Origin of the sequence: Caballeronia sp. INML2, assembly GCF_023631365.1 — a bacterium.
Taxonomy (GTDB): domain Bacteria; phylum Pseudomonadota; class Gammaproteobacteria; order Burkholderiales; family Burkholderiaceae; genus Caballeronia; species Caballeronia turbans.
The window spans coordinates 39,302-60,063 of the sequence record NZ_JALQDH010000023.1; the positions used below are offsets into that span (position 1 = coordinate 39,302).

At 63.0% G+C, this 20,762-nt stretch carries 19 protein-coding genes and 1 tRNA gene; 5 read left to right on the plus strand and 15 right to left on the minus strand.

All coding sequences use genetic code 11. From position 1 onward, the window contains the following. Positions 1–119 precede the first annotated feature (119 nt). Positions 120–1,403 carry a branched-chain amino acid ABC transporter substrate-binding protein gene (locus NCT32_RS08645; protein ID WP_061119625.1) on the minus strand — a complete coding sequence of 428 codons (1,284 nt, stop codon included), beginning with the start codon at positions 1,401–1,403 and terminating at the stop codon, positions 120–122. A 196-nt stretch (positions 1,404–1,599) separates the two neighbouring features. On the opposite strand from NCT32_RS08645, the gene NCT32_RS08650 reads away from it, so the two are divergent. Beyond that, positions 1,600–2,115: a hypothetical protein gene (locus NCT32_RS08650; RefSeq protein ID WP_061119727.1), complete on the plus strand. Its 516-nt coding sequence runs from the start codon at positions 1,600–1,602 to the stop codon at positions 2,113–2,115. A gap of 77 nt (positions 2,116–2,192) precedes the next feature. Here the strand turns inward: NCT32_RS08650 and NCT32_RS08655 are convergent, their stop codons facing one another. The 6 genes from NCT32_RS08655 to NCT32_RS08680 all read right to left on the minus strand — a co-directional run bounded on the left by NCT32_RS08655 (position 2,193) and on the right by NCT32_RS08680 (position 10,592). Beyond that, positions 2,193–3,737 (minus strand): 2-isopropylmalate synthase, encoded by a 1,545-nt coding sequence (locus NCT32_RS08655; RefSeq protein ID WP_061119626.1) that lies wholly within the window; start codon positions 3,735–3,737, stop codon positions 2,193–2,195. A gap of 407 nt (positions 3,738–4,144) precedes the next feature. Beyond that, on the minus strand, positions 4,145–4,801 hold the full coding sequence (locus tag NCT32_RS08660) for a C40 family peptidase (RefSeq protein WP_061119627.1): 657 nt from the start codon (positions 4,799–4,801) through the stop codon (positions 4,145–4,147). Positions 4,802–4,948: 147 nt separating this feature from the next. After that, positions 4,949–6,547: an ABC transporter ATP-binding protein gene (locus NCT32_RS08665; protein WP_250490096.1), complete on the minus strand. Its 1,599-nt coding sequence runs from the start codon at positions 6,545–6,547 to the stop codon at positions 4,949–4,951. Further along, complete coding sequence (locus tag NCT32_RS08670; protein WP_061119629.1) at positions 6,544–7,665, minus strand: ABC transporter permease; 1,122 nt, start codon at positions 7,663–7,665, stop codon at positions 6,544–6,546. The genes NCT32_RS08665 and NCT32_RS08670 overlap by 4 nt, the downstream gene beginning before the upstream one ends. A gap of 1 nt (position 7,666) precedes the next feature. Beyond that, positions 7,667–8,710: a microcin C ABC transporter permease YejB gene (locus NCT32_RS08675; RefSeq protein WP_250476793.1), complete on the minus strand. Its 1,044-nt coding sequence runs from the start codon at positions 8,708–8,710 to the stop codon at positions 7,667–7,669. Between the two features lie 13 nt (positions 8,711–8,723). Then, positions 8,724–10,592, minus strand: coding sequence for an extracellular solute-binding protein (locus NCT32_RS08680; RefSeq protein WP_061119631.1), 1,869 nt, complete (start codon positions 10,590–10,592; stop codon positions 8,724–8,726). 251 nt (positions 10,593–10,843) lie between these two features. Between NCT32_RS08680 and fabI the strand changes: the two genes are divergently transcribed. Continuing rightward, positions 10,844–11,641, plus strand: coding sequence for an enoyl-ACP reductase FabI (gene fabI, locus NCT32_RS08685; protein ID WP_250490097.1), 798 nt, complete (start codon positions 10,844–10,846; stop codon positions 11,639–11,641). A gap of 86 nt (positions 11,642–11,727) precedes the next feature. Here the strand turns inward: fabI and NCT32_RS08690 are convergent, their stop codons facing one another. Both NCT32_RS08690 and NCT32_RS08695 read right to left on the minus strand, forming a co-directional pair. Next, a complete protein-coding gene (locus NCT32_RS08690; RefSeq protein ID WP_250490098.1) occupies positions 11,728–12,102 on the minus strand; it encodes a hypothetical protein in 375 nt (124 codons plus the stop codon). A gap of 268 nt (positions 12,103–12,370) precedes the next feature. Beyond that, positions 12,371–12,721, minus strand: a complete 351-nt coding sequence (locus tag NCT32_RS08695; RefSeq protein ID WP_061119633.1) for a hypothetical protein — start codon at positions 12,719–12,721, stop codon at positions 12,371–12,373. A gap of 209 nt (positions 12,722–12,930) precedes the next feature. Between NCT32_RS08695 and NCT32_RS08700 the strand changes: the two genes are divergently transcribed. From NCT32_RS08700 to NCT32_RS08710, 3 genes are all read left to right on the plus strand, one after another. Then, positions 12,931–13,170, plus strand: a complete 240-nt coding sequence (locus tag NCT32_RS08700) for a hypothetical protein (protein WP_250490099.1) — start codon at positions 12,931–12,933, stop codon at positions 13,168–13,170. After that, the gene (locus tag NCT32_RS08705) at positions 13,170–13,442 is read left to right on the plus strand and encodes a hypothetical protein (RefSeq protein ID WP_250490100.1); all 273 of its coding nucleotides are present in this window, start codon (positions 13,170–13,172) and stop codon (positions 13,440–13,442) included. Before NCT32_RS08700 ends, NCT32_RS08705 begins: the two co-directional genes overlap by 1 nt. Positions 13,443–13,611: 169 nt before the next feature. Next, positions 13,612–14,370 carry a M48 family metallopeptidase gene (locus NCT32_RS08710; protein WP_284503678.1) on the plus strand — a complete coding sequence of 253 codons (759 nt, stop codon included), beginning with the start codon at positions 13,612–13,614 and terminating at the stop codon, positions 14,368–14,370. A 51-nt stretch (positions 14,371–14,421) separates the two neighbouring features. On the opposite strand, the gene NCT32_RS08715 is transcribed toward NCT32_RS08710, so the two are convergent. The 6 genes from NCT32_RS08715 to NCT32_RS08740 all read right to left on the minus strand — a co-directional run bounded on the left by NCT32_RS08715 (position 14,422) and on the right by NCT32_RS08740 (position 20,748). Then, complete coding sequence (locus NCT32_RS08715; RefSeq protein WP_250490101.1) at positions 14,422–14,937, minus strand: outer membrane protein; 516 nt, start codon at positions 14,935–14,937, stop codon at positions 14,422–14,424. A 342-nt stretch (positions 14,938–15,279) separates the two neighbouring features. After that, a tRNA-Ser gene (locus tag NCT32_RS08720) sits at positions 15,280–15,372 on the minus strand. Positions 15,373–15,558: 186 nt separating this feature from the next. After that, a complete protein-coding gene (locus tag NCT32_RS08725) occupies positions 15,559–16,809 on the minus strand; it encodes an aspartate kinase (protein ID WP_061119636.1) in 1,251 nt (416 codons plus the stop codon). Between the two features lie 324 nt (positions 16,810–17,133). Next, complete coding sequence (gene tilS / locus NCT32_RS08730) at positions 17,134–18,561, minus strand: tRNA lysidine(34) synthetase TilS (RefSeq protein WP_061119637.1); 1,428 nt, start codon at positions 18,559–18,561, stop codon at positions 17,134–17,136. A gap of 39 nt (positions 18,562–18,600) precedes the next feature. Next, entirely contained in the window at positions 18,601–19,572 is a 972-nt protein-coding gene (locus tag NCT32_RS08735) for an acetyl-CoA carboxylase carboxyltransferase subunit alpha (protein ID WP_061119638.1), read from the minus strand. A gap of 129 nt (positions 19,573–19,701) precedes the next feature. After that, positions 19,702–20,748 (minus strand): endonuclease III domain-containing protein, encoded by a 1,047-nt coding sequence (locus NCT32_RS08740; RefSeq protein WP_061119639.1) that lies wholly within the window; start codon positions 20,746–20,748, stop codon positions 19,702–19,704. Between the last annotated feature and the right edge of the window lie 14 nt (positions 20,749–20,762).

Consider the following 20,762-nt stretch of genomic DNA (forward strand, 5'->3'; position numbering starts at 1 on the left):
AAGGCCGTGCCGTGGGTTTGCCAATTTCGGATATCGGCTCGGTCGAAACCGGAGACGAAGCGCAGAGTATAGCATACGTCCCGCCGCCCGAGGCACGGTTCCGACAGGCACCGACGACCCTACCGTGCCGGACGCGACATTCTGCAAGTCGTCGGCGGGACGGTTTTTCCCGCGGGAACGGCGAGCAGCGTGCGAAAGCCGTAGCCGGAACCTTCGTTATCGAGCGCGACGCCCTTCGCTCCCGCCCTGTCCATTTCCATGACGTAAAGGGGCTGGATCACCTGGTGATCGTCCGCGCGCACGGTCATCGCGTGGAAGCCTTCGCCGTCGAACTTCATGCCTTCCAGCGCGCGCGCCACCGTGAACGGATTGGCGCTGCCCGCACGGGTCATCGCGGACGCAAGCATTTCGACCATCAGCGGCATGCGTGCCACGAGGTAGTCGTCCGCGGCGTTCGGATAGCGGGCGCGGAACGCGCGGTAGTAAGCGTCCGAGGCCGCGCCGCCCACGTTCGGATGCCAGTCGGCCACGGCGATCACGCGCTTCACGCCAGCGTCGCCGAGCGCGGCCGGCGCGCCCAGACTGTTTCCGTAGAACGTGTAGAACTTTGCGTCGAGCCCCTGCTCGCGCGCCGCTTTCACCAGCAGCGTCAGATCGTTGCCCCAGTTGCCGGTGATCACGGCGTCCGCCCCGCTCGAACGGATCTTGGCAATGTAAGGCGCGAAGTCCTTCACGCGGCCGATCGGATGAAACTCGTCGCCAGCGATCACGATATCCGGCCGCTGCTCCTTGAGCGCGCGCTGCGCCTCACGGCTCACGTCGTGACCAAAGCTGTAATCCTGATTCAGCAGATACACCTTCTTGACAGCGCGATCGTCCTTCAACGCGTCGGCGAGCGCGTCCATGCGCATGCCAGCGTGCGCGTCGAAGCGGAAATGCCAGAAGCTGCACGCGTCGTTGGTGAGCGCGGGATCGTCGGCGGAATAATTGAGGAAGAGCACGCGGCGGTCCGGTTCGCGCGCATTCTGCTTGTCGATCGCCGCGACGAGCGCCGCCGCCACCGCCGAACTGTTGCCCTGCATGACGAAGCCGATCCCGTCGTCGATCGCCGCGCGCAGTTGCACGAGACTCGCCTCGCTGCTGCCCTTGCCGTCGAGCACGACGAGTTGCAGCGGATGCATGCCGTCGGCGAGCTTTACGCCGCCCTGCGCGTTCACGCGCTCGACGCCGAAGCGCAAGTTGCGCTCGACCATCGCGCCGGCGTTCGCGAACGGGCCGGACATGCCTTCGATCAGCCCAAGCTTGATGGGCGGCAAATCGGCCGCATGCGCCGTCAAAGACAACGCGAAGCACGCCGATGCCACAATGCGACGCCAACGCGTCGCGCTGATTTCTTTCTCCATGCCGTTCCGCCGATCCGCCGAAAGCGCGGATCATAGGCCGCACCGGGCGGGCCGCGCAAGTCCGGCATTGCCGACACATCCGCCCGAATACCGCGGCGTACCGGAGAATCGTTTGCCGCGCGCGCGTGTCAAAATCACGGGAAACATCGAATAAACGCTGCTCGCCGCCGCGAGGAGCAAGCACGTGGAGGCTTCAATGCTGCACAAACTCAACCGCATGCGCGCGTCGCTTGCATGCGCGAGCGTCGCGCTCCTTCTGTCGGCCTGCGCGCAGCCGTGGCAGAACTATCAGACGGGCGCCGATGCATCGACGATCGTCGCCCGCCTCGGTCCGCCGCGCGAAGTCTACGATCTGCCCGACGGCGGCAAGCGCCTGATGTGGCCGACGCAACCGCTCGGCGAATTCACCACCGCCGCCGACATCGACGCATCCGGCAAGATCGTCAACGTCAGACAGGTGCTCGACGAGAACGAGTTCTACAAGGCGCAGATCGGCACGTGGACGAGAAAGGATGTGCTCGTGAACTTCGGCCGGCCCGTGGAGACATCCTATTTTCCGCTGATGAAGCGCGAAGTCTGGACCTATCGGTATATGGAAGCGAACATCTGGTATCTGATGTACAACTTCTATTTTGACGATCAGGGCATTTTGCGCATGACGCAGAAGACGCCCGATCCGCTCCACGATCCCGACCGACGCAATTTGTTCTGAGCGCATCCGCGCCGCGCCAAGCGAAAAGCCCTCTCGCGAGGGCTTTTTCCATTTCAGACCAGACTGCGCCCCGAGAATCAAAGCTGCGGATTGAGCTTCTCGACCTTCGAATGCAGCTTGTTCAACGCGGCGATATAGGCCTTCGCCGACGCCGCGACGATATCCGGATCGGTGCCGACGCCGTTCACGATGCGCCCGCTCTTCGACAGACGCACCGTCACTTCGCCTTGCGCCTGCGTGCCGGTGGTGATCGCGTTCACCGAGTACAGCACGAGTTCCGCGCCGCTGCCGACCTTCGATTCGATCGCGTGCAGCGTCGCATCGACGGGACCGTTGCCGCCCGCCTCGCCCGTGACTTCGCTGCCTTCCACCGCGAAGACGACCTTCGCCTGCGGCTGCTCGCCGGTTTCCGAATGCTGCTTCATCGAGACGAAGCGGAAGTGTTCCTTCGCCTGCGCCTCCGCCGATTCCTCGGAGACGATCTGCATGATGTCTTCGTCGAAGATTTCGGCCTTGCGATCGGCGAGTTCCTTGAAGCGCGCGAATGCGGCGTTCACGTCGGCTTCGGATTCGAGCGTCACGCCGAGCTCTTCCAGACGCTGCTTGAACGCGTTACGGCCCGACAGCTTGCCGAGCACGATCTTGTTCGCGCTCCAGCCCACGTCTTCCGCGCGCATGATTTCGTAAGTGTCGCGCGCCTTCAGCACGCCGTCCTGGTGGATGCCCGACGCGTGCGCGAACGCATTTGCGCCGACGACCGCCTTGTTCGGCTGCACGACGAAACCGGTGATCTGCGAGACGAGCTTGGAGGTGGGAACGATCTGCGTCGTGTCGATGCCGACATCGAGCCCGAAATAGTCCTTGCGCGTCTTCACGGCCATCACGATTTCTTCGAGCGACGTATTGCCTGCACGCTCGCCGAGACCGTTGATCGTGCATTCGACCTGACGCGCGCCGCCGATCTGCACGCCCGCGAGCGAATTCGCGACCGCGAGACCAAGGTCGTCGTGGCAGTGAACCGACCAGATAGCCTTATCGGAATTGGGCACGCGCTCGCGCAACGTCTTGACGAGGTTGCCGTAGTGCTCCGGAATGCCGTAGCCGACCGTATCCGTGATGTTGATCGTGCGTGCGCCTTCGTCGATGACCCCTTCGAGCACGCGGCAGAGGAAGTCGATGTCCGATCGGCTGCCGTCTTCCGGCGAGAACTCGACGTCATCGGTGAACTTGCGCGCGAAGCGCACTGCGAGGCGCGCCTGATCGTAGACCTGCTCCGGCGTCATGCGCAGCTTCTTTTCCATGTGCAGCGCAGACGTGGCGATGAACGTGTGAATGCGGAATTGATTCGCGGGCTTCAACGCATCGGCGGCGCGCTGGATGTCCTTGTCGTTCGCGCGTGCGAGCGAGCAGACGGTGCTGTCCTTCACGAGCGATGCGATGGTGTTGATCGCGTCGAAATCGCCGTTCGAACTGGCCGCGAAACCCGCCTCGATCACATCCACCTTCATGCGCTCCAGTTGCTTCGCGATGCGGATCTTCTCTTCCTTCGTCATCGACGCGCCGGGGGACTGCTCGCCATCGCGCAAGGTCGTGTCGAAAATGATCAACTTGTCTGCTGCCATGCTGGGCTCCTGTGGGGAGATTTATCGATTGTTGGGTGAAAAACGATAAGGCAAAAGGGAATTCGGGTGTTCGCGCCACCGCTGGCGTCGAAAACCTGAAAGACGAGCAGACGGGAGGCGAGACGAATCAGCGCGGTAGGCGCGCTAGCAGCGATAGTGCGTGTAGCGACGCACCAGCCGGGAATAGCGAGGAGGGGAACGGGAAAAAGTTCATTCAAAAACTATAACGGCTTTTAGAGGCGCGTGCAATGAGGCTTTCCGATGGCGCCGTTTGACGTTCCCGGTGACGGGTCCTCGGTATGCCCTGACCGCTTCACACTTGCCGCGCCATTGCGCTGAACCTGGCGGAAAACAAAAAAAGCCTGCGTCCCTGAAGGAGGCAGGCTTTTTCATATGCTTGATGACGATCAGTAACCGCCGATCGACGCGCTCACACGCTGGCGCAGTTCCGAGCCATCGCCGACCGGCGCATTCTCGATCCGGCGCGCGCCCTGAAAGCGCTTCTCCCAATAGCCGTCTTCCATGTCGTCGACACGGATCGTGCTGCCGGTGGACGGCGAATGCACGAACTTGTTGTCGCCGATATAAATACCGACGTGCGAGAACGAGCGGCGCATCGTGTTGAAAAACACGAGATCGCCCGGCTTGAGATCGGAAACGGTCACCTTTTCTCCGACACGGCTCATTTCCTCCGCGCGGCGCGGCAAGGTCATGCCCAGCGTGTCCTGGAAGACGTAGCGCACGAAGCCGCTGCAGTCGAGGCCGGAATCCGGCGTGTTGCCGCCCCAGCGATAGCGCACGCCGATCATGTTGAGCGCGCCGACGACGACGTCGCCCGCTTTGCTCGCCACGCCGGACAGAAATGACTTTGCACCGCCCGGAGTGCGGGCGGCGTCTGCGCTTGCGTCACTGGATTTACTGGACGAAAAAATGCCGTTGTTGGCATTTTGGCTACTACTGCTGACTTCATCGGCGAATGCGCCGGAAGTTGTTGTCATCAGAAGGCCGATTAACATACCCGCGGCGGCGCGCGCGCATGTTTGAGTCAACGTTAGTGGTTGCATCGGTCGGTAGGTTTTACAATTAAAAGCTGCGAAATCAGGGAGATACGAGAAAGTTTGGAGGGATACTAGCCACAAAGTATTTAACTGTCAAAAGAAATAGAAAAATACAATTAAGACGGGCACCCAATTGGTGAAAAAGAAAGATTTTTAGGAATTCAGGGCTGCTCTCAGTAGCTTTCTTGTGTATTCGTCAGAAGGGTTCGCAAAAATCTTCTCTACTTCGCCCGACTCGACGACAAATCCATTCCGCATGACCGCGACGCGATGCGCCATCGCGCCGATCACCTGCAGGTCATGGCTGATGAAAACGTAACCGAGGTTGTGCTTCTTCTGAATGTCGGCTAAGAGCGCAAGTACTTGAGCCTGAATGGAAACATCGAGTGCGCTCGTCGGTTCGTCGAGGATCAGGATGCTCGGTTCGAGCACCAGCGCGCGCGCGATCGCGATGCGCTGCCGCTGCCCGCCGGAAAATTCGTGCGGATAGCGATCGAGCGCCGCACGCTCCATGCCGACTTCGCGCAGCACCGCGATCACCTTCGCGCGTCGCGCGGCGGCATCGAGTTCCGGACGATGCAGCGCGAGCCCTTCCCCGACGATTCTCTCCACCGTCTGCCGCGGCGACAGCGAACTGAACGGGTCCTGAAAGACCACCTGGAGATTCGAGCGCAGCACGGCTTTTTCGCGTCCGCGAAAATCGCCGATTGCGCGCCCCTGAAACTGCACCGTGCCGGTCGAGGTCCGCTGCAGCCCGAGCAGCGCCATCGCGAGCGTGGACTTGCCCGAACCCGATTCGCCGACGATGCCGAGCGTCTCGCCCTGCCGCACCGTCAGCGTGACGTCATCGACGGCCCTGAAGCGGCCGCGCCGGAACCAGCCCGCGAAACCGGTCAGGCGCGTCGGATAATCGACGGACACATCCTTCGCGTCGAGCAGCACCGGCGCGATCGGCAGCACCGGCAGCACGTTGCGCTTCGGTTTGCTCTGCATCAGCCGCTTCGTGTACGGATGCTGCGGCGACGTGAAAATTTCCTCCACGGTGGCGCTTTCGACGAGCACGCCCTTCTCCATCACCGCGACGCGCTGCGCGAAGCGCCGCACGAGGTTCAGGTCGTGCGTGATGAGCAGCACGGCCATGCCGCGTTTCTCGGCTTCGTCGCGCTGAAGCTCCAGCAGCAATTCGACGATCTGCGCGCGGATCGTCACGTCGAGCGCCGTGGTCGGTTCGTCGGCAAGAAGAAGGCGCGGCCGGCATGCGAGCGCCATCGCGATCATCACGCGCTGGCGCTGCCCGCCCGAAAGCTGATGCGGATAGCTGTCCACACGCCTTTCCGGCTCGGTGATGCCGGTGCGCGCGAGCAGCGCAATCGCGCGTTGCCGGGCCTCGCGCGGACTCGTGCCGTCGTGTAGCTGGATCGTCTCGCCGATCTGGTCGCCCACCGTGTAGAGCGGATTGAGCGCCGTCATCGGCTCCTGGAAGATCATCGCGATATCGGAGCCGCGCAAACCGCGCATCGCGAGCTCGCTCTTCGACAGCAATTCCTCGCCGGCGAAGCGGATCGAGCCGGCCACCTCGGCGTCGGGCAGCAGGCGCAGGATCGACAGCGCCGTCACGCTCTTGCCCGAGCCCGATTCGCCGACGAGCGCCACACGCTCGCCCGCGCGGATATCGAGATTCGCGCCGTCGACGGCGAGCGTGTCACCGAAGCGCACGCGCAGGTCGCGAATCGAAAGAAGTGGCTCGCTCACTGCCCGCCTCCCGCTTTCACTGCATCGGCGATGCGCGTGTCGAGCGCGTTGCGCAAGGCATCGCCCATGAAGGTCAGCAAGAGCAGCGTGGCGACGAGCACGCCGAAGGTCGAAAGCGAAATCCACCAGGCGTCGAGATTGGCCTTGCCCTGCGCGAGCAGCTCGCCGAGCGAGGGCGTCGGCGACGGCACGCCCAGACCGAGAAAATCGAGGCTCGTCAGCGCGAGAATCGCGCCGCTCATGCGAAACGGCAGGAACGTGATGACAGGCGTGAGGCTATTGGGCAGCACGTGCCGCCAGATGATCTGCCAGTTCGACAGGCCCATCGCGCGCGCCGCGCGCACATAGTCCTGCGTGCGATTGCGCAGAAACTCCGCGCGCACGTAATCCGACAAGCCGATCCATCCGAACAGCGACAGCAGGATGATCAGCAGGATCAGGCTCGGCTCGAAGATCGACGCGAAGATGATGAGCAGATAGAGCTCCGGCAGCGCGCTCCATATCTCGATCAGCCGCTGCCCGGTGATATCGATCCGTCCTCCGAAGTAACCCTGAACCGCGCCCGCGACGACACCGAGGATCGTGCCGATCACCGTCAGCACGAGGGCAAACAGCACCGACACGCGAAAGCCGTACACGAGCCGCGCAAACACGTCGCGGCCGCGGTCGTCGGTGCCGAGCCAGTTTTCGCGCGAAGGCGGCGCCGGGTTCGAGCCTTTGGAGAAATAGTTGAGCGTGTCGTAGTAGTAGTGATTCGGCGGATAGATCGCGAAGTTGCCGGGCGCGCTGAAACGGTCGCGCACGAAGGGATCGAGATAATCGGCGGGCGTCGGGAAATCGCCGCCGAAAGTCGTCTCCGCATAGGTCTTCACGAGCGGAAAGTACATGTGCCCCTGGTACCGGACGACGAGCGGCTTGTCGTTCGACCAGAGCGGGCCCGCGAGGCTGATGACGAACGCCGCGATGAACACGACGAGGCTCCAGTACCCGAGGCGGTTGCGCTTGAAGCGCAGCCAGACGCGCCGCCCCGGCGGCACCGATGCCTCGCCGCGCAACGGTTGCGCGTCGCTGCCGTTGGGCTCGCGCCGTGACGATTCCGATGAAGCGGCTCGATTCAAATCAGCGCTCCAGTTGTTCGAATTGAATGCGCGGATCGACCCAGACGTAACAAAGGTCCGAGACGAGCTTCGTCGCGAGGCCGATCAGCGTGAAGAGATAGAGCGTGCCGAGCACGACCGGATAGTCGCGCCGCACGACGGATTCGTACGAAAGCAGGCCCAGCCCGTCGAGCGAGAACAGCGTCTCGATCAGCAGGCTGCCCGTGAAGAACGCGCCGATGAACGCCGCCGGAAAGCCGACGATCAGCGGCAGGAGCGCATTGCGAAACACGTGTTTCCACAGCACGCGACGCTCGCCCAGGCCTTTCGCGCGCGCGGTCAGCACATACTGCTTGCGAATCTCGTCGAGAAACGCGTTCTTCGTGAGCATCGTGATGATGGCGAAGCTGCCCACCACCGACGCCGTCACCGGCAACGTGATGTGCCACAGATAGTCGAGAATCTTGCCGCCGAGAGAAAGCGCCGCCCAGTTGTCGGACGTGAGATTGCGCAGCGGGAACAGTTGCCAGAACGATCCGCCGCCGAAGAGCACGAGCAGCAGCACGCCCAGCACGAAGCCCGGAATAGCGAAACCGACGAGCACGACGAGACTCGTCGCGACATCGAACTTCGAGCCATTCCTGACGGCCTTCGCGATGCCGAGCGGCACCGATATCAGATACGTGATGAAAAAGGTCCACAAGCCGATGCTGATCGACACCGGCAGCTTCGACACGATCAGCGACCACACGCTCTGATGCCTGAAGTAGCTCTCGCCGAGATCGAAGCGCGCGAACTTGCCGAGCATCAGAAAGTAGCGTTGCAGCGGCGGCTTGTCGAAGCCATAGAGCTTCTTGAGCTGCTCGACCTGCTGCGCATCGACGCCCGTATGCGTGCGCAGGCCGAAACCGCCGCCACCGCCCTCCGACTGACCGCGCCGCAGATCGTGCACGGCCTGCTCGACGGGACCGCCCGGCACGAACTGGATCACGACGAACGTGAGCGTCAGCACGCCGATGAGCGTAGGGATCATCAGGAGAATGCGTTTAAGGATGTAGCTCCACATGGCGCACCGTCCTTTATTTCGCCGCGGGCGCGGACTTGGCCCACCACGTCGATATGACCCATTCCTCGGCGCCGTAATACAGCGGCAACGTCGACGGAAAGCCAAGCGTATTGCGATACGCCACGCGATGCGTCGCCGAGTACCAGTGCGGCACCACATAGTAGCCGTTCATCAGCACGCGATCGAGCGCGTGCGTCGCGTCGACAAGTTGCTCGCGCGTCTGTGCGGAAATCACTTTCTGCAGGATCGCATCGACGGCCTTCGACTTCACGCCCGCGAGATTGTCCGAGCCCTGCTCGTCGGCGGACTTGCTGCCGAAGCGCGAGACCTGCTCGGTGCCCGGCACCTGCACGTCTGGCATGCGCACGCTCGTCATGTCGAAATCGAAGGCATCGAGCCGCTTCTGGATGAGCGCGTAGTCGACGGTGCGAAAGTTCATCGTGATGCCGAGCTTCTGCAGATTGCGCCCGAACGCGGCCGCGACCGGCTCCATCGATGCGCCGCCGCCCGTGTCGTCGAGAATCTCGAAGACGAAGGGCTCGCCCTTCGCGTTGCGCAGCGCGCCGTCGCGATATGTCCAGCCGGCTTCACGGAGCAATTCGCGCGCCTTGATGAGATTCGCGCGGAGCGAGCCGGGCGGATCGGTGTCCGGCTGACGCGGCATCTCGCCGAACACGGCCGGATCGAGTTGGCTCTTCAGCGGGTTCAGGATCGCGAGTTCGCCTTCGCTCGGCGTGGCCCTCGCTTGCAGATCGGTATTGACGAAAAAGCTGTCGATGCGCTTGTACTGATTGAAGAAAAGCTGCCGGTTGAGCCACTCGAAATCGAGCGCGAGATCGAGCGCCTGGCGCACGCGCACGTCCTTGAAGAGTGGCTTGCGCGTGTTGATGAAAAATCCCTGCATGCCCGTGCCGTTGTGCTGCGGGAACTCGCGCTTGATGAGTTCGCCGCTGTCGAAACGCTTGCCGATATCGCGCCGCACCCAGCTTCGCGCGACATATTCGACGAGCACGTCATACTCGCCCGCCTTGAAGGCTTCTAGACGCGCGGTGGGATCGCCGTAGAGCTTGTAGTCGATGTGCGCGAAATTGAACATGCCGACGCGCACCGGCAGCGACGCGCCCCAGTACTCCGGATTGCGCCTGTATGAGATCGTGCGGCCGTTGTCGTAGCGGTCGATCAGATACGGCCCGCTGCCGATCGGCTTCTGAAACGCAATTCGATCGAACGCAATGCGCGTACCGTCCGGCTTCATCCCCCACTTGCGCGAGAACACGGGAATGCCGCCCGCGAGCAGCGGCATTTCGCGCGTCGCGGTCTTGAACTCGAAGCGGATCGTGAGCGGATCGACGACGACCGCGCGCGCGATCTGCCCGAAGTAGACGGAGAACTGCGGCGCGGCCAGCGGACTTTTGAGCGTCTCGAACGAGAATTTGACGTCCTCGGCCGTGACCGGATCGCCGTTCGAGAAGCGCGCTTTCGGATTGATGTGAAAGGTCGTCGACATGCCGTCCGGCGCGACCGAGATATCGTCGGCGAGCAGGCCATACGCGGTCGATACTTCGTCGGAGCTGCCCGTCGTCAGGCTTTCGAACATCAGCGAAAGACCGGGCGCCGGGTTGCCGCGCAACGTGAACGGATTGAACTTGTCGAAGCTCGTCAGCCGGCTCGGATTCGCGAGCACGAGCGTGCCGTCGCGCGGGGCGCCGGGGTTGACGTAATCGAAGTGCTTGAAACCCGCGGGATATTTCGGCTCGCCGTATTGCGCGATCGCGTGAACCGCATGCGCCGGGCTCGCGAACGATGCGATCGATCCGGCCAGTGCAAGCGCGAAGAAACGGGATGAGGCGCGAAATGGGCGGATCGTCGTACGGGTCGTCATGTGCCTCTTGGCGCGATATGAGGGTGTGATGCGTTTGAGTGACCCGGGCAGACGCCCGAAGCGAACGCCGCGAGAATCCTTGGCGGGGCATTGCGATGTGAGAGAATTCTACCCAAAATCACGCACCGTTCGGCCCGGCATCCAGGCGTCCCGATGCAGGCCGATCGCACGACGCACGCTACGCGCGGCATCCGCGGCTTTCGTTCACCCCGGCGCCCGCGCGCGACACTGACATCAAAGAAGGAGCATTCATGGGCTTTCTCGCTGGAAAACGAATTCTGCTGACAGGCCTGCTGTCGAACCGCTCGATCGCTTACGGCATTGCCGCGGCCTGCAAGCGCGAAGGCGCGGAACTGGCGTTCACGTATGTCGGCGAGCGATTCAAGGAGCGCATCACCGAATTCGCGACCGAGTTCGGCAGCGACATGGTCTATCCCTGCGACGTCGCCGACGATGCGCAGATCGAAGGGCTCTTCGCATCGCTTATGGAACGCTGGGACGCGCTCGATGGCCTCGTGCATTCCATCGGCTTCGCGCCGCGCGAGGCGATCGCGGGAGACTTTCTCGACGGCATGACGCGCGAGAACTTCCGCGTTGCCCACGACATCTCCGCATACAGCTTCCCCGCGCTTGCGAAGGCCGCCCTGCCGATGCTGAAGGACGGCTCGTCGCTGCTCACGCTGAGCTATCTCGGCGCCGAGCGCGCGCTGCCGAACTACAACACGATGGGTCTCGCGAAGGCATCGCTCGAGGCGAGCGTGCGTTATATGGCGGCAGCGCCGTCGCTCGGCGGCAAGGGCGTGCGCGTCAACGCCATTTCGGCCGGCCCGATCAAGACGCTCGCGGCGAGCGGCATCAAGGGCTTCGGCAAGATCCTGAACTTCGTCGAAGAGAACGCGCCGCTCAAGCGCAACGTGACGATCGAGCAAGTGGGCAATGTCGCGGCGTTCCTGCTGTCGGATCTGTCGGGCGGCGTGAGCGCGGAAGTCGTTCACGTCGATGCCGGGTTCCATGCGGTCGTCGGCGGAATGGGCGGCGAAGCGGAATAACCGCTTGTTCCCTGCATCAAAAAAAGCGCCGCTCACCTTGCGTGAGCGGCGCTTTTTGCTGGCTGCGGCCGATTCGCGCCCGGCCTTCAGCGATGCCCGTGCGGACCGCCGTGACCGTGACCGTGCCCGTTTCCATGACCGTGTCCCGGCGGCGGACCATGATGCGGCCCGCGCCCATGCCCGTGATAGCGATCCCAGTCGCCGCGGCTCCAGTAGCGCCGGCCGTCCCAATACCGATTGCCGTGCCAGCCGATGAAAACCGGCGGCGCATACATCGGCGCGGGCTGATAGACGACCGGCGGCGGAGGCGGCGCATAGACCGGCGTAGGCGCGACATACACCGGTGCCGGAATGCCGATGTTCACGCCCACGTGCACGTCGGCGCGTGCCGCGCTCGTCGCGCTCACCGCCGCAATCGCCAGCACACCCGCCACGAATCGACCCGAGAATTTCCTGTTCATCTGCAATCCGACCTCGCTTTTATGCTTGTTCGCTTGGCCGAAATATAACGGAAAGCTTTCAACGCAATATTTCAGCTTTGTAAGTTCCTCTGCGCTCCGGCCAAATGTCAGGAGAAAGCTTACCTTTTGTTACATTGCGTCGAGGCGGCATATTGCCTTAGGCTGCTGCTTTATCGGCGAAGCTGCCCTGGTCAGGTAGCGCCGCAACAAAAAAGCCACCCGCTAGAACGGGTGGCTTTCGGGGCCGTTTGCCTGCAATGCGCGACGCTCAATGCCAGCCGTTGTGACGGCCGTTGTCGTGTCCATGACCGTGGCCGTGATCATGACCGTGATCGTAATGACGATAGTAGTCGTCTCGATCCCAATAGCGACGGCCATCCCAGTAACGATCGCCATGCCAGCCGACCACGATTGTGGGCTGCGCATAGACCGGCGGAGGCGGCGCGTACACGACGGGCGGCGGAGGCGGCGCATAGACCGGCGCAGGCGCGACGTACACGGGCGCGGGCACCCCGATGTTGACGCCCACGGATACGCCTGCATTGGCAGCGCCGGACAGCATCAGACCGCCGATCATCACGGCGCCCGCCAGCACGGAAGCCTTCGATACCTTGTTCATGTGATGCCCCACCTCGATGGGTTGTTTGTTGTGTTGACGGGACTATATCGGACGGATGGGGCTTCAAGTGTTCGACTTCGTAACCTGCTATTACCGAAGAAAAGCTTACGAAAACGTAAGCTCGCGTCTATAGAAAAGCGGTCTTCGAATCACGAAGGCCGCAGTCCGCGCACGGGCTTTACATCACTCAGTTCGGCAGCTCCTGCCCTTTGGTCTCCGGCGGCGCCGATGCCTACATCGGCAATCTGAACGCGCCGCGCCAGATCGTCGTATCGGGCAGCGACGCCGCGCTCGCGCAGGTCCGCGAGATCGCACTGTCGCGCGGCGCGCGCAAGGCCGAACGGCTCTGCGTGAGCGTGCCGTCGCATTGCGTGCTGCTCGAAAGCGCCGCCGACCGTCTGATCGAAGCGGCGAGCACGGTGCGCATCGACACGCCGCGCATCGCGTAATGTCGGCAATCGCGGTGCGCGTGCTGCGCCGCGCCGACGCCATTCGGGAATACCTCGCCGCCAATCTCCCCTATCCGGTGCGCTGGCACGATTCGACGATTGCGCTCTCCGAGCTCGGCGCGAATGTTTTCGTCGAGATGCCGCCGGGACAGACGCTGACCTCCCTGCTCGCCGACGCCCTGCCCGGCGCGCCCGCCCAGGCCACCGACGCATCGCCGATCGGCTCGATTGCCGCGCGCGTGCGCATCGCACGAAACCGCGCGAGCGATTGATTCGCTTCGCATGCGCGACTGATTCGCGCTTGGCGCTGGATTTTCCATCCGTTCTGCCAGCAAAATCGGAATTTTCGTGTTGCTTACAAGTCGCCTGTCATTAGCATTGCGCCGGCGTCCGCGCATCCGCGCGCAACGACAACCACAATGACATTCCAAAGGTAAAACTATGACGATCTTCCGCATCGCGCTGGCGGCATCCGCCGTGTTCACCCTTGCGTCGTGCAGCAGCATGAGCAGCATGGATCCGAACCAATTGTTGCAATCCGGGCAATTGGCGACGCAGGCACTGTCGCTCAGCGATTCCGACGTGCGCACGATCTCCGACAAGTCGTGCGCGCAACTCGACAGCGAGAACAAGGTCGCGCCCGCGTCGAGCCAATACACGCAGCGCCTGAACAAGATCTCGAAGCAACTCGGCGACAACATCAACGGCGTGCCCGTCAACTACAAGGTGTACATCACGAAGGACGTCAACGCGTGGGCGATGGCCAACGGTTGCGTGCGCGTCTACAGCGGCCTCATGGACCTGATGAACGATGACGAAGTGCGCGGCGTCGTCGGCCACGAAATGGGTCACGTCGCGCTCGGCCACACCAAGAAGGCGATGCAGGTCGCGTATGCGACGTCGGCGGCACGCTCGGTGGCGTCGTCGGCAGGCGGCGTCGTCGGAAACCTGTCGGCGTCGCAGCTCGGCGATCTGTCGGAGAAGTTCGTGAATGCGCAGTTCTCGCAGTCGCAGGAATCCGCCGCCGACGACTACTCGTTCGACATGCAGAAGAAGAAGGGATACAACCCGGCGGGACTCGTGACGGCGTTCCAGAAGCTCGCATCGATCGATGGCGGCAAATCGAGCATGCTCGACTCGCATCCGTCGTCGCCGGCGCGGGCGAAGCATATTCAGGATCGGATCGCGTCGGGAAAGTAACGGGTAGTTGAGCGCAACGCGCGCGGTGACGCGCGTGTCGGCAGGAACCGATCAGAAGAAGTAGTAGTGCACGCCCACGGTCAGGCTATCGTTGCGGCGATGACCGCCCTGGTAGCTCGACGTATCGCCGGTGTATTCGGCGGCCACGCTCCAGTTCTTTTCGAATTTGTATTCGACGCCGCCGCCGTAATGCAGGCGCGTATCGGGCCACGTACCCGTGAAGCCGATGCGTGCGTACGGCAAGATGTTCTCGTTGACCGGCATGCCGAACCTCACGTCGATGCCACCGTCCTTCTTGGTCGTCGAGCCGCCGTGGAAATCCATGAATCCCTCGAAACCAACCACGAAACGGTCGACGTCGTAATTGACGCCAGCCACGAGGCCCGGAAATAACGTCGTATGCGTGGTCTTCTGATTCGGACCCGTGATGTCCGACCAGTTGGCACCGAACTTGGCGCCGACATAAGGACCGGCGAACTGGCTATGCGGGCCCTGTACGCCCATCAGTTTGAGAAGAGTCGGATCGAGCGATTCCGAATGCGCCTGTGCTGCGCAAAGCAGCGACATGAGCGCTGGAGCAATGAGCTTCCTGATAGATACCATGACTGAACTGGCCAACCTTGAAATGGTGTTGCCTGATGCCGACTGCGCATTGGGCAACAACCGTCAATCGGGACAACGAACGCGTACGTTGCGTACGTTGCACTTTGCTTGCCCAAGGACAAGCAACCCGCGAGGTTAGTTACCTACGGTCACCATAGAAAGCGGACATTTCCTAAAGCTAGAGTGTCTCTTGTCGCATGCGATTCGTGCAGGATGACGAAATAATGGAGAGCCACGAAGGCAGATCGCAGCGCAAAAAGAAAAAGCCCCGCAAGTTTTAAGCTTGCGGGGCCTTTCTACGACAACTGGCGGAGACGGAGGGATTCGAACCCTCGATCCAGTTTTTAGCCAGATGCTCCCTTAGCAGGGGAGTGCCTTCGACCTCTCGGCCACGTCTCCCAAACTTTTCGTTGCACCGGGAGTGCAGTGCAACGAGATCGAGATAATAGCGTGTTCGCAGGCGCGGGTCAAATTCGCATGATTATTTTTTTCAAAACGGTCAATACCGAATCGCCGGGTCCGCAAACCGCAACGGCGTGAATGACTCGAAACGCCTGCGAGCCTTCACACGCGTGTCACACGCAATTACGCACGGTCGAGTTCGAATGCCTTGTGCAGCGCGCGCACGGCGAGCTCGGTGTACTTCTCGTCGATCAGCACCGAAATCTTGATTTCCGAAGTGGAGATCATCTGGATGTTGATGCCCTCTTCCGACAGCGTGCGGAACATCGTGCTCGCGATGCCAACGTGCGAGCGCATGCCGACGCCCACCACCGACACCTTCGACACCTTCGGGTCGCCCAGAACGGTTTCCGCCTGAACGTGGCCCTTCACCTGGTTGTTCAGGATTTCGAGCGCGCGGTGGTAATCGCCGCGGCCAACCGTGAACGTGAAGTCGGTCTTTCCGTTCACGCTCTGGTTCTGAATGATCATGTCGATGTCGATATTCGCATCGGCGACCGGCCCGAGAATCTGATACGCGACGCCCGGCTTGTCGGGCACGCCCATGACCGCGATGCGCGCTTCGTCGCGCTGGAACGCGATGCCAGAAATCACTGCTTTTTCCATGTTCTCGTCTTCTTCAAAAGTAATCAGGGTGCCGGAGTGCATCTCATCGGCGAGCGGCATCAGCGGATCGGTCAGGCTGGAGAGCACGCGCGTCTTCACCTGATACTTGCCGGCGAATTCCACCGAGCGGATCTGCAGCACCTTCGAGCCGAGGCTCGCCATTTCCAGCATTTCCTCGAAGGTCACGCGGTCCAGACGGCGGGCTTCTTCGACGACGCGAGGGTCGGTCGTGTAGACGCCGTCGACGTCGGTGTAGATCAGGCACTCGTCCGCCTTCATGGCCGCCGCGATCGCCACCGCCGACGTGTCCGAGCCGCCGCGGCCGAGCGTCGCGATATGGCCTTCGGGATCGACGCCCTGGAAGCCGGTGATGACCACGACCTTGCCCGCGTCGAGATCCTTCAGCACGCGCTCGCCGTCGATCTCGCTGATGCGCGCCTTCGTGAACGCGCTGTCCGTCTTGATCGGCACTTGCCAGCCGGCGTAGCTCACGGCGTCGAGACCTTCGGCGTGCAGCGCGATGGCGAGAAGCCCCACGCTCACCTGCTCGCCGGTCGAGGCAATCATGTCGAGTTCGCGCGGGTCCGGGTCGGCCTTGATGTCTCTTGCGAGACCGAGCAGGCGATTGGTTTCGCCGGACATCGCCGAGGGCACGACGACCATCTTGTGGCCGGCCTTGTGCCATTTGGCGACGCGCTTGGCGACGTTCTTGATGCGCTCGACCGAGCCCATCGAAGTGCCGCCGTATTTGTGTACGATGAGTGCCATTGTCGTTTTGAACTGGAGGGAAAACCGCGCTTCACGCGCGTTGGCGCGAGAGCGCTTGAGACTCGCGCTCGATTTGCTTCAGGGGATGTCGAAGCCTACGAGCAGCGGGCGCTGCCGCACGCCCGTCGCGCGCTCGCACGAATGTTGTATGCGGCGCACGGATGCGTCGTTGCGGGCGAAATCGAGTCTTTTGAACGGAGATGCCGCGCAAACACGCGCTTGGGCGAAAACGAGTTACCGTACCCGATCGAGGCTGAAATTACAAGATGGAGCGACCGTGGCGGCGATTTTACCGACTTCGGCTCAACGCCTGCCTCAAGCGCCCTACGCCAGCAGTAAATCCGGCCGCCATGAAATGCGGCGCAGCGGGCCGTGCGCCGCACTCGGCGCCGCGTCGCGATTCACGCCCACATGCGGCACGAAGAGCAACGCCTCGCCGACGAAAAGCATCGGCACATCGCGCTTCCACGCCGGCACGCCGCGCTCCTGAAACAGGTTCTTGAGCGTGCGGCTCGGCGCTTCGGACGCCACGCGCATGCGTTCCCCGCCCACCCGCGAGCGCGCGGCGAGCGGCGCGGCGCGCAACACGCCTTCCCCGACGACGTCGTCGCCGGGCGCATCGACAGGTTCGAACACGAACGAGCCGCGCCATTGCGGCAGGCGCCACACCTCCTCGTCCCGCCATTGCAGTTCCACAACGGCTTTGAACGGGGCCGCGCCGTCGTCGAGATCGGGCGCGTCAGCGCTGTCGCCCGGTTCCCAGAACAGCACATTGCGATAGACGCGCAGGCTATGCCCCGCATGATCGACGCGCAGCGCATGGCCATCGCGCGCGGCAGCCACATCGCGCAACTGGCGCAGCATGTCGGCGATACGCGCCGTCGATGCCGCCAGCAGGCCGCGCGAGCGAATCCAGAAACGCATGAGGTTGATCGCGCGATCGTCGTCGAGTGCGAGGAACGCGTCGAGCATGAGCGCGCCCTCTTCGCTCGTGCTTCGCACATGCACGAGATCGATGCGCGCGAGCTGATCCAGAAGCCGCTGCGCCGACGCCGCATGCGATGCCGTGCGCGCGAGCGCGTCGCGAAAACCGGGGAAATGCACCGCGAGCACGGGGAGCACGTCATGCCGAAGCGCGTTGCGCGAGTAGCGCGTGTCGCCGTTGGATTCGTCGTCGATCCAGCTCAGATCGCGCTCGTGCGCGTATTGCTCGAGTTGCGCGCGCAGCAATCGCAGAAGCGGACGCAGACGCGGCACCGCGCCGTCCGCCCGCTGCGGCGCCATCGCCGCCAGACCCGCGACGCCCGCGCCGCGCAGCAATTGCAGCAGCACGGTTTCGGCCTGATCGTCGGCGTGATGCGCGATCAGGAGCGCGTTCGCGCCGTGCTCGTCGCAGAGGTCGTCGAGCGCGCGGTAACGCGCGTCGCGCGCCGCCGCTTCGAGGCTCTCGCCGCCCGCGCGCGCGACATCGACATGACGCGCGGCGTAACGCACGTCGAGCGACGCCGCGAAGCGCTCGCAATGCGCGGCCCACGCGTTCGCATTGGGACTCAGGCCATGATGAATATGCAGCGCGACGATGCGCCGCGCGCCGAAGCAGCGCACGGCGGCATCGAGCAGCACGGTGGAGTCGAGCCCGCCGCTCAAGGCGACCGCGAGAAGCGCATCGGAGGAAAGGTCCGCGTCCGAAACCGACGCGCGCACCGCCTCGAAGACGAGGCGGCCGGCTGGGGTTTCGTTATCGGATGTCACGAGAGTTCGTGAAAGATGAGATGACGAACGATGGCGGGATTACGCGCCCGGCAGCGATTCCTTGTACTTGCCGTACGCCATCAGCTTCTCGAAGCGACGCTCGCGCAAGTCGTTGACGCTCATGCCCTGGAACTGACGCAGCGAATCGGCGAGCGCGCGGCGCAGGAGCGCGGCCATACCCTTCGCATCGCGGTGCGCGCCGCCGAGCGGCTCGTTCACGATCTTGTCGATCAGACCGAGCGCCTTCAGGCGATGCGCCGTGAGGCCGAGTGCCTCGGCCGCCTCGGGCGCCTTCGCCGCGCTCTTCCACAGAATCGACGCGCAGCCTTCGGGCGAAATCACCGAATAGGTTGAGAACTGCAGCATCATCACGGTATCGGCGACTGCGATCGCGAGCGCGCCGCCCGAGCCGCCCTCGCCGATGATCGTCGTGATGATCGGCGTTTTGAGCTCGGCCATCACATACAGATTGCGTCCGATGGCTTCGGACTGTCCGCGCTCTTCCGCGCCGATGCCCGGATAGGCGCCCGGCGTATCGACGAACGTGAAGATCGGCAGGCTGAACTTCTCGGCCGTGCGCATCAGACGCTCGGCCTTGCGATAACCTTCCGGACGCGGCATGCCGAAGTTGCGCAGCGCGCGTTCCTTCGTATCGCGGCCCTTCTGATGGCCGATCACCATGCACGGCTGACCGTTGAAACGCGCGAAACCGCCGACGATCGCGAGGTCGTCCGCGAAGGCGCGGTCGCCATGCAATTCGTGGAAATCGGTGAAAAGCTCGCTCACATAGTCGAGCGTGTACGGACGCTGCGGGTGACGCGCAATCTGCGAAACTTGCCAGGGCGACAGGTTCGCGTAGAGATCCTTCGTGAGCTGCTGGCTCTTTTTCGACAGCCGCTCGATTTCTTCCGAAATATCGACAGCGGAATCGTCCTGAACGAAGCGGAGTTCTTCGATCTTCGCTTCGAGTTCAGCGATCGGCTGCTCGAAATCCAGAAACGTGGTCTTCATATGTTCGAGTCCTAGAACATCGGGCAGCGCGTATTCTAACCGCGTCCGTCCCTCAAAAATTCGCGCGGGAACTATCGATTATAAATCAACGATAGGTCGCGAAATTCGCGCGCCCCGCGCGTGTGTATTTTAGTGATCCGCCGGAATCGGATTGAGACTGCGCCACATGTACCAGGTCGCGACCGTGCGCCATGGTTCCCAGTTCGCCGCCACTTCGCGCGCCTCGCTGCGCGTCACCGGCTCCCCGCTGAAGTAGTTGACGCTGATTGCCTGAATCAGGCCGAGATCGTCGAGCGGCAAAACGTCCGGGCGCGACAGATTGAAGATGAGGAACATCTCGGCCGTCCATCGGCCGATGCCGCGAATCTGCGTGAGCTCGGCGATCACGGCTTCGTCGTCCATCGATGTCCATGCATCGACATGCAGCGCGCCGGATTCGAAATGCTGCGCGAGATCGAGAATGTATTCGGCCTTGCGTCTGGACAAACCGCACGCCTGCAGCTTCTCGTGGCCGAGACGGATGAAATGCGCGGGATGGACCTCCGGGCATGCGCCTTTCACGCGCTCCCAGATCGCTTGCGCCGCCTTCACTGAAATCTGCTGACCGGCCACCGAGCGCGCGAGCGTCGAGAATGGATCGCCGAGATTGACGAGATGGATCTCGCCGAACTTCGGGATCAGCTTCTTGAGGATGCGGTCGCGCTTCATGAGATCGGCGCACGCACGATCCCAGTAGTCGGGACGAACGATTTCGCGCGTGAGCCCGCCGATCTGCACCGGCACCGCCGCGTCGGCCGTGACGACGCGCGACTTGCGCACGACTTCGCCCCGCTCCGCGACGAGCGCCTGCGCGCTCGCGCCATCGCCGGCAACCGCGCGGCCGTTGCCCTTCGCGGGCGACGCTTCGGCTTCTTCCGTGCCTGCGTTGGATGGGCGTGCGGCCCCGTTCAGGCGCGCCGCCGTCTCGGGCTTCGCCGCCTTGAGCGCGGCGCTTCTCGCCGGCTTCGCGCCGGCGGGGCCGCGCTTGAGCGCCGTCTTGCGGCCGCCCGTCGCACCTGCGCCATCAATCTGCTGCGTGTCCGCTTTCGTTTGCGCGCCGCGCGTGCGCTTTGCCGCGCCCGACGCATCGCTGACAGACGCGGGTCGTTTGACCGGCGTCTTCCTGGCCGTTGCCATCTTGCCTCCTGCCT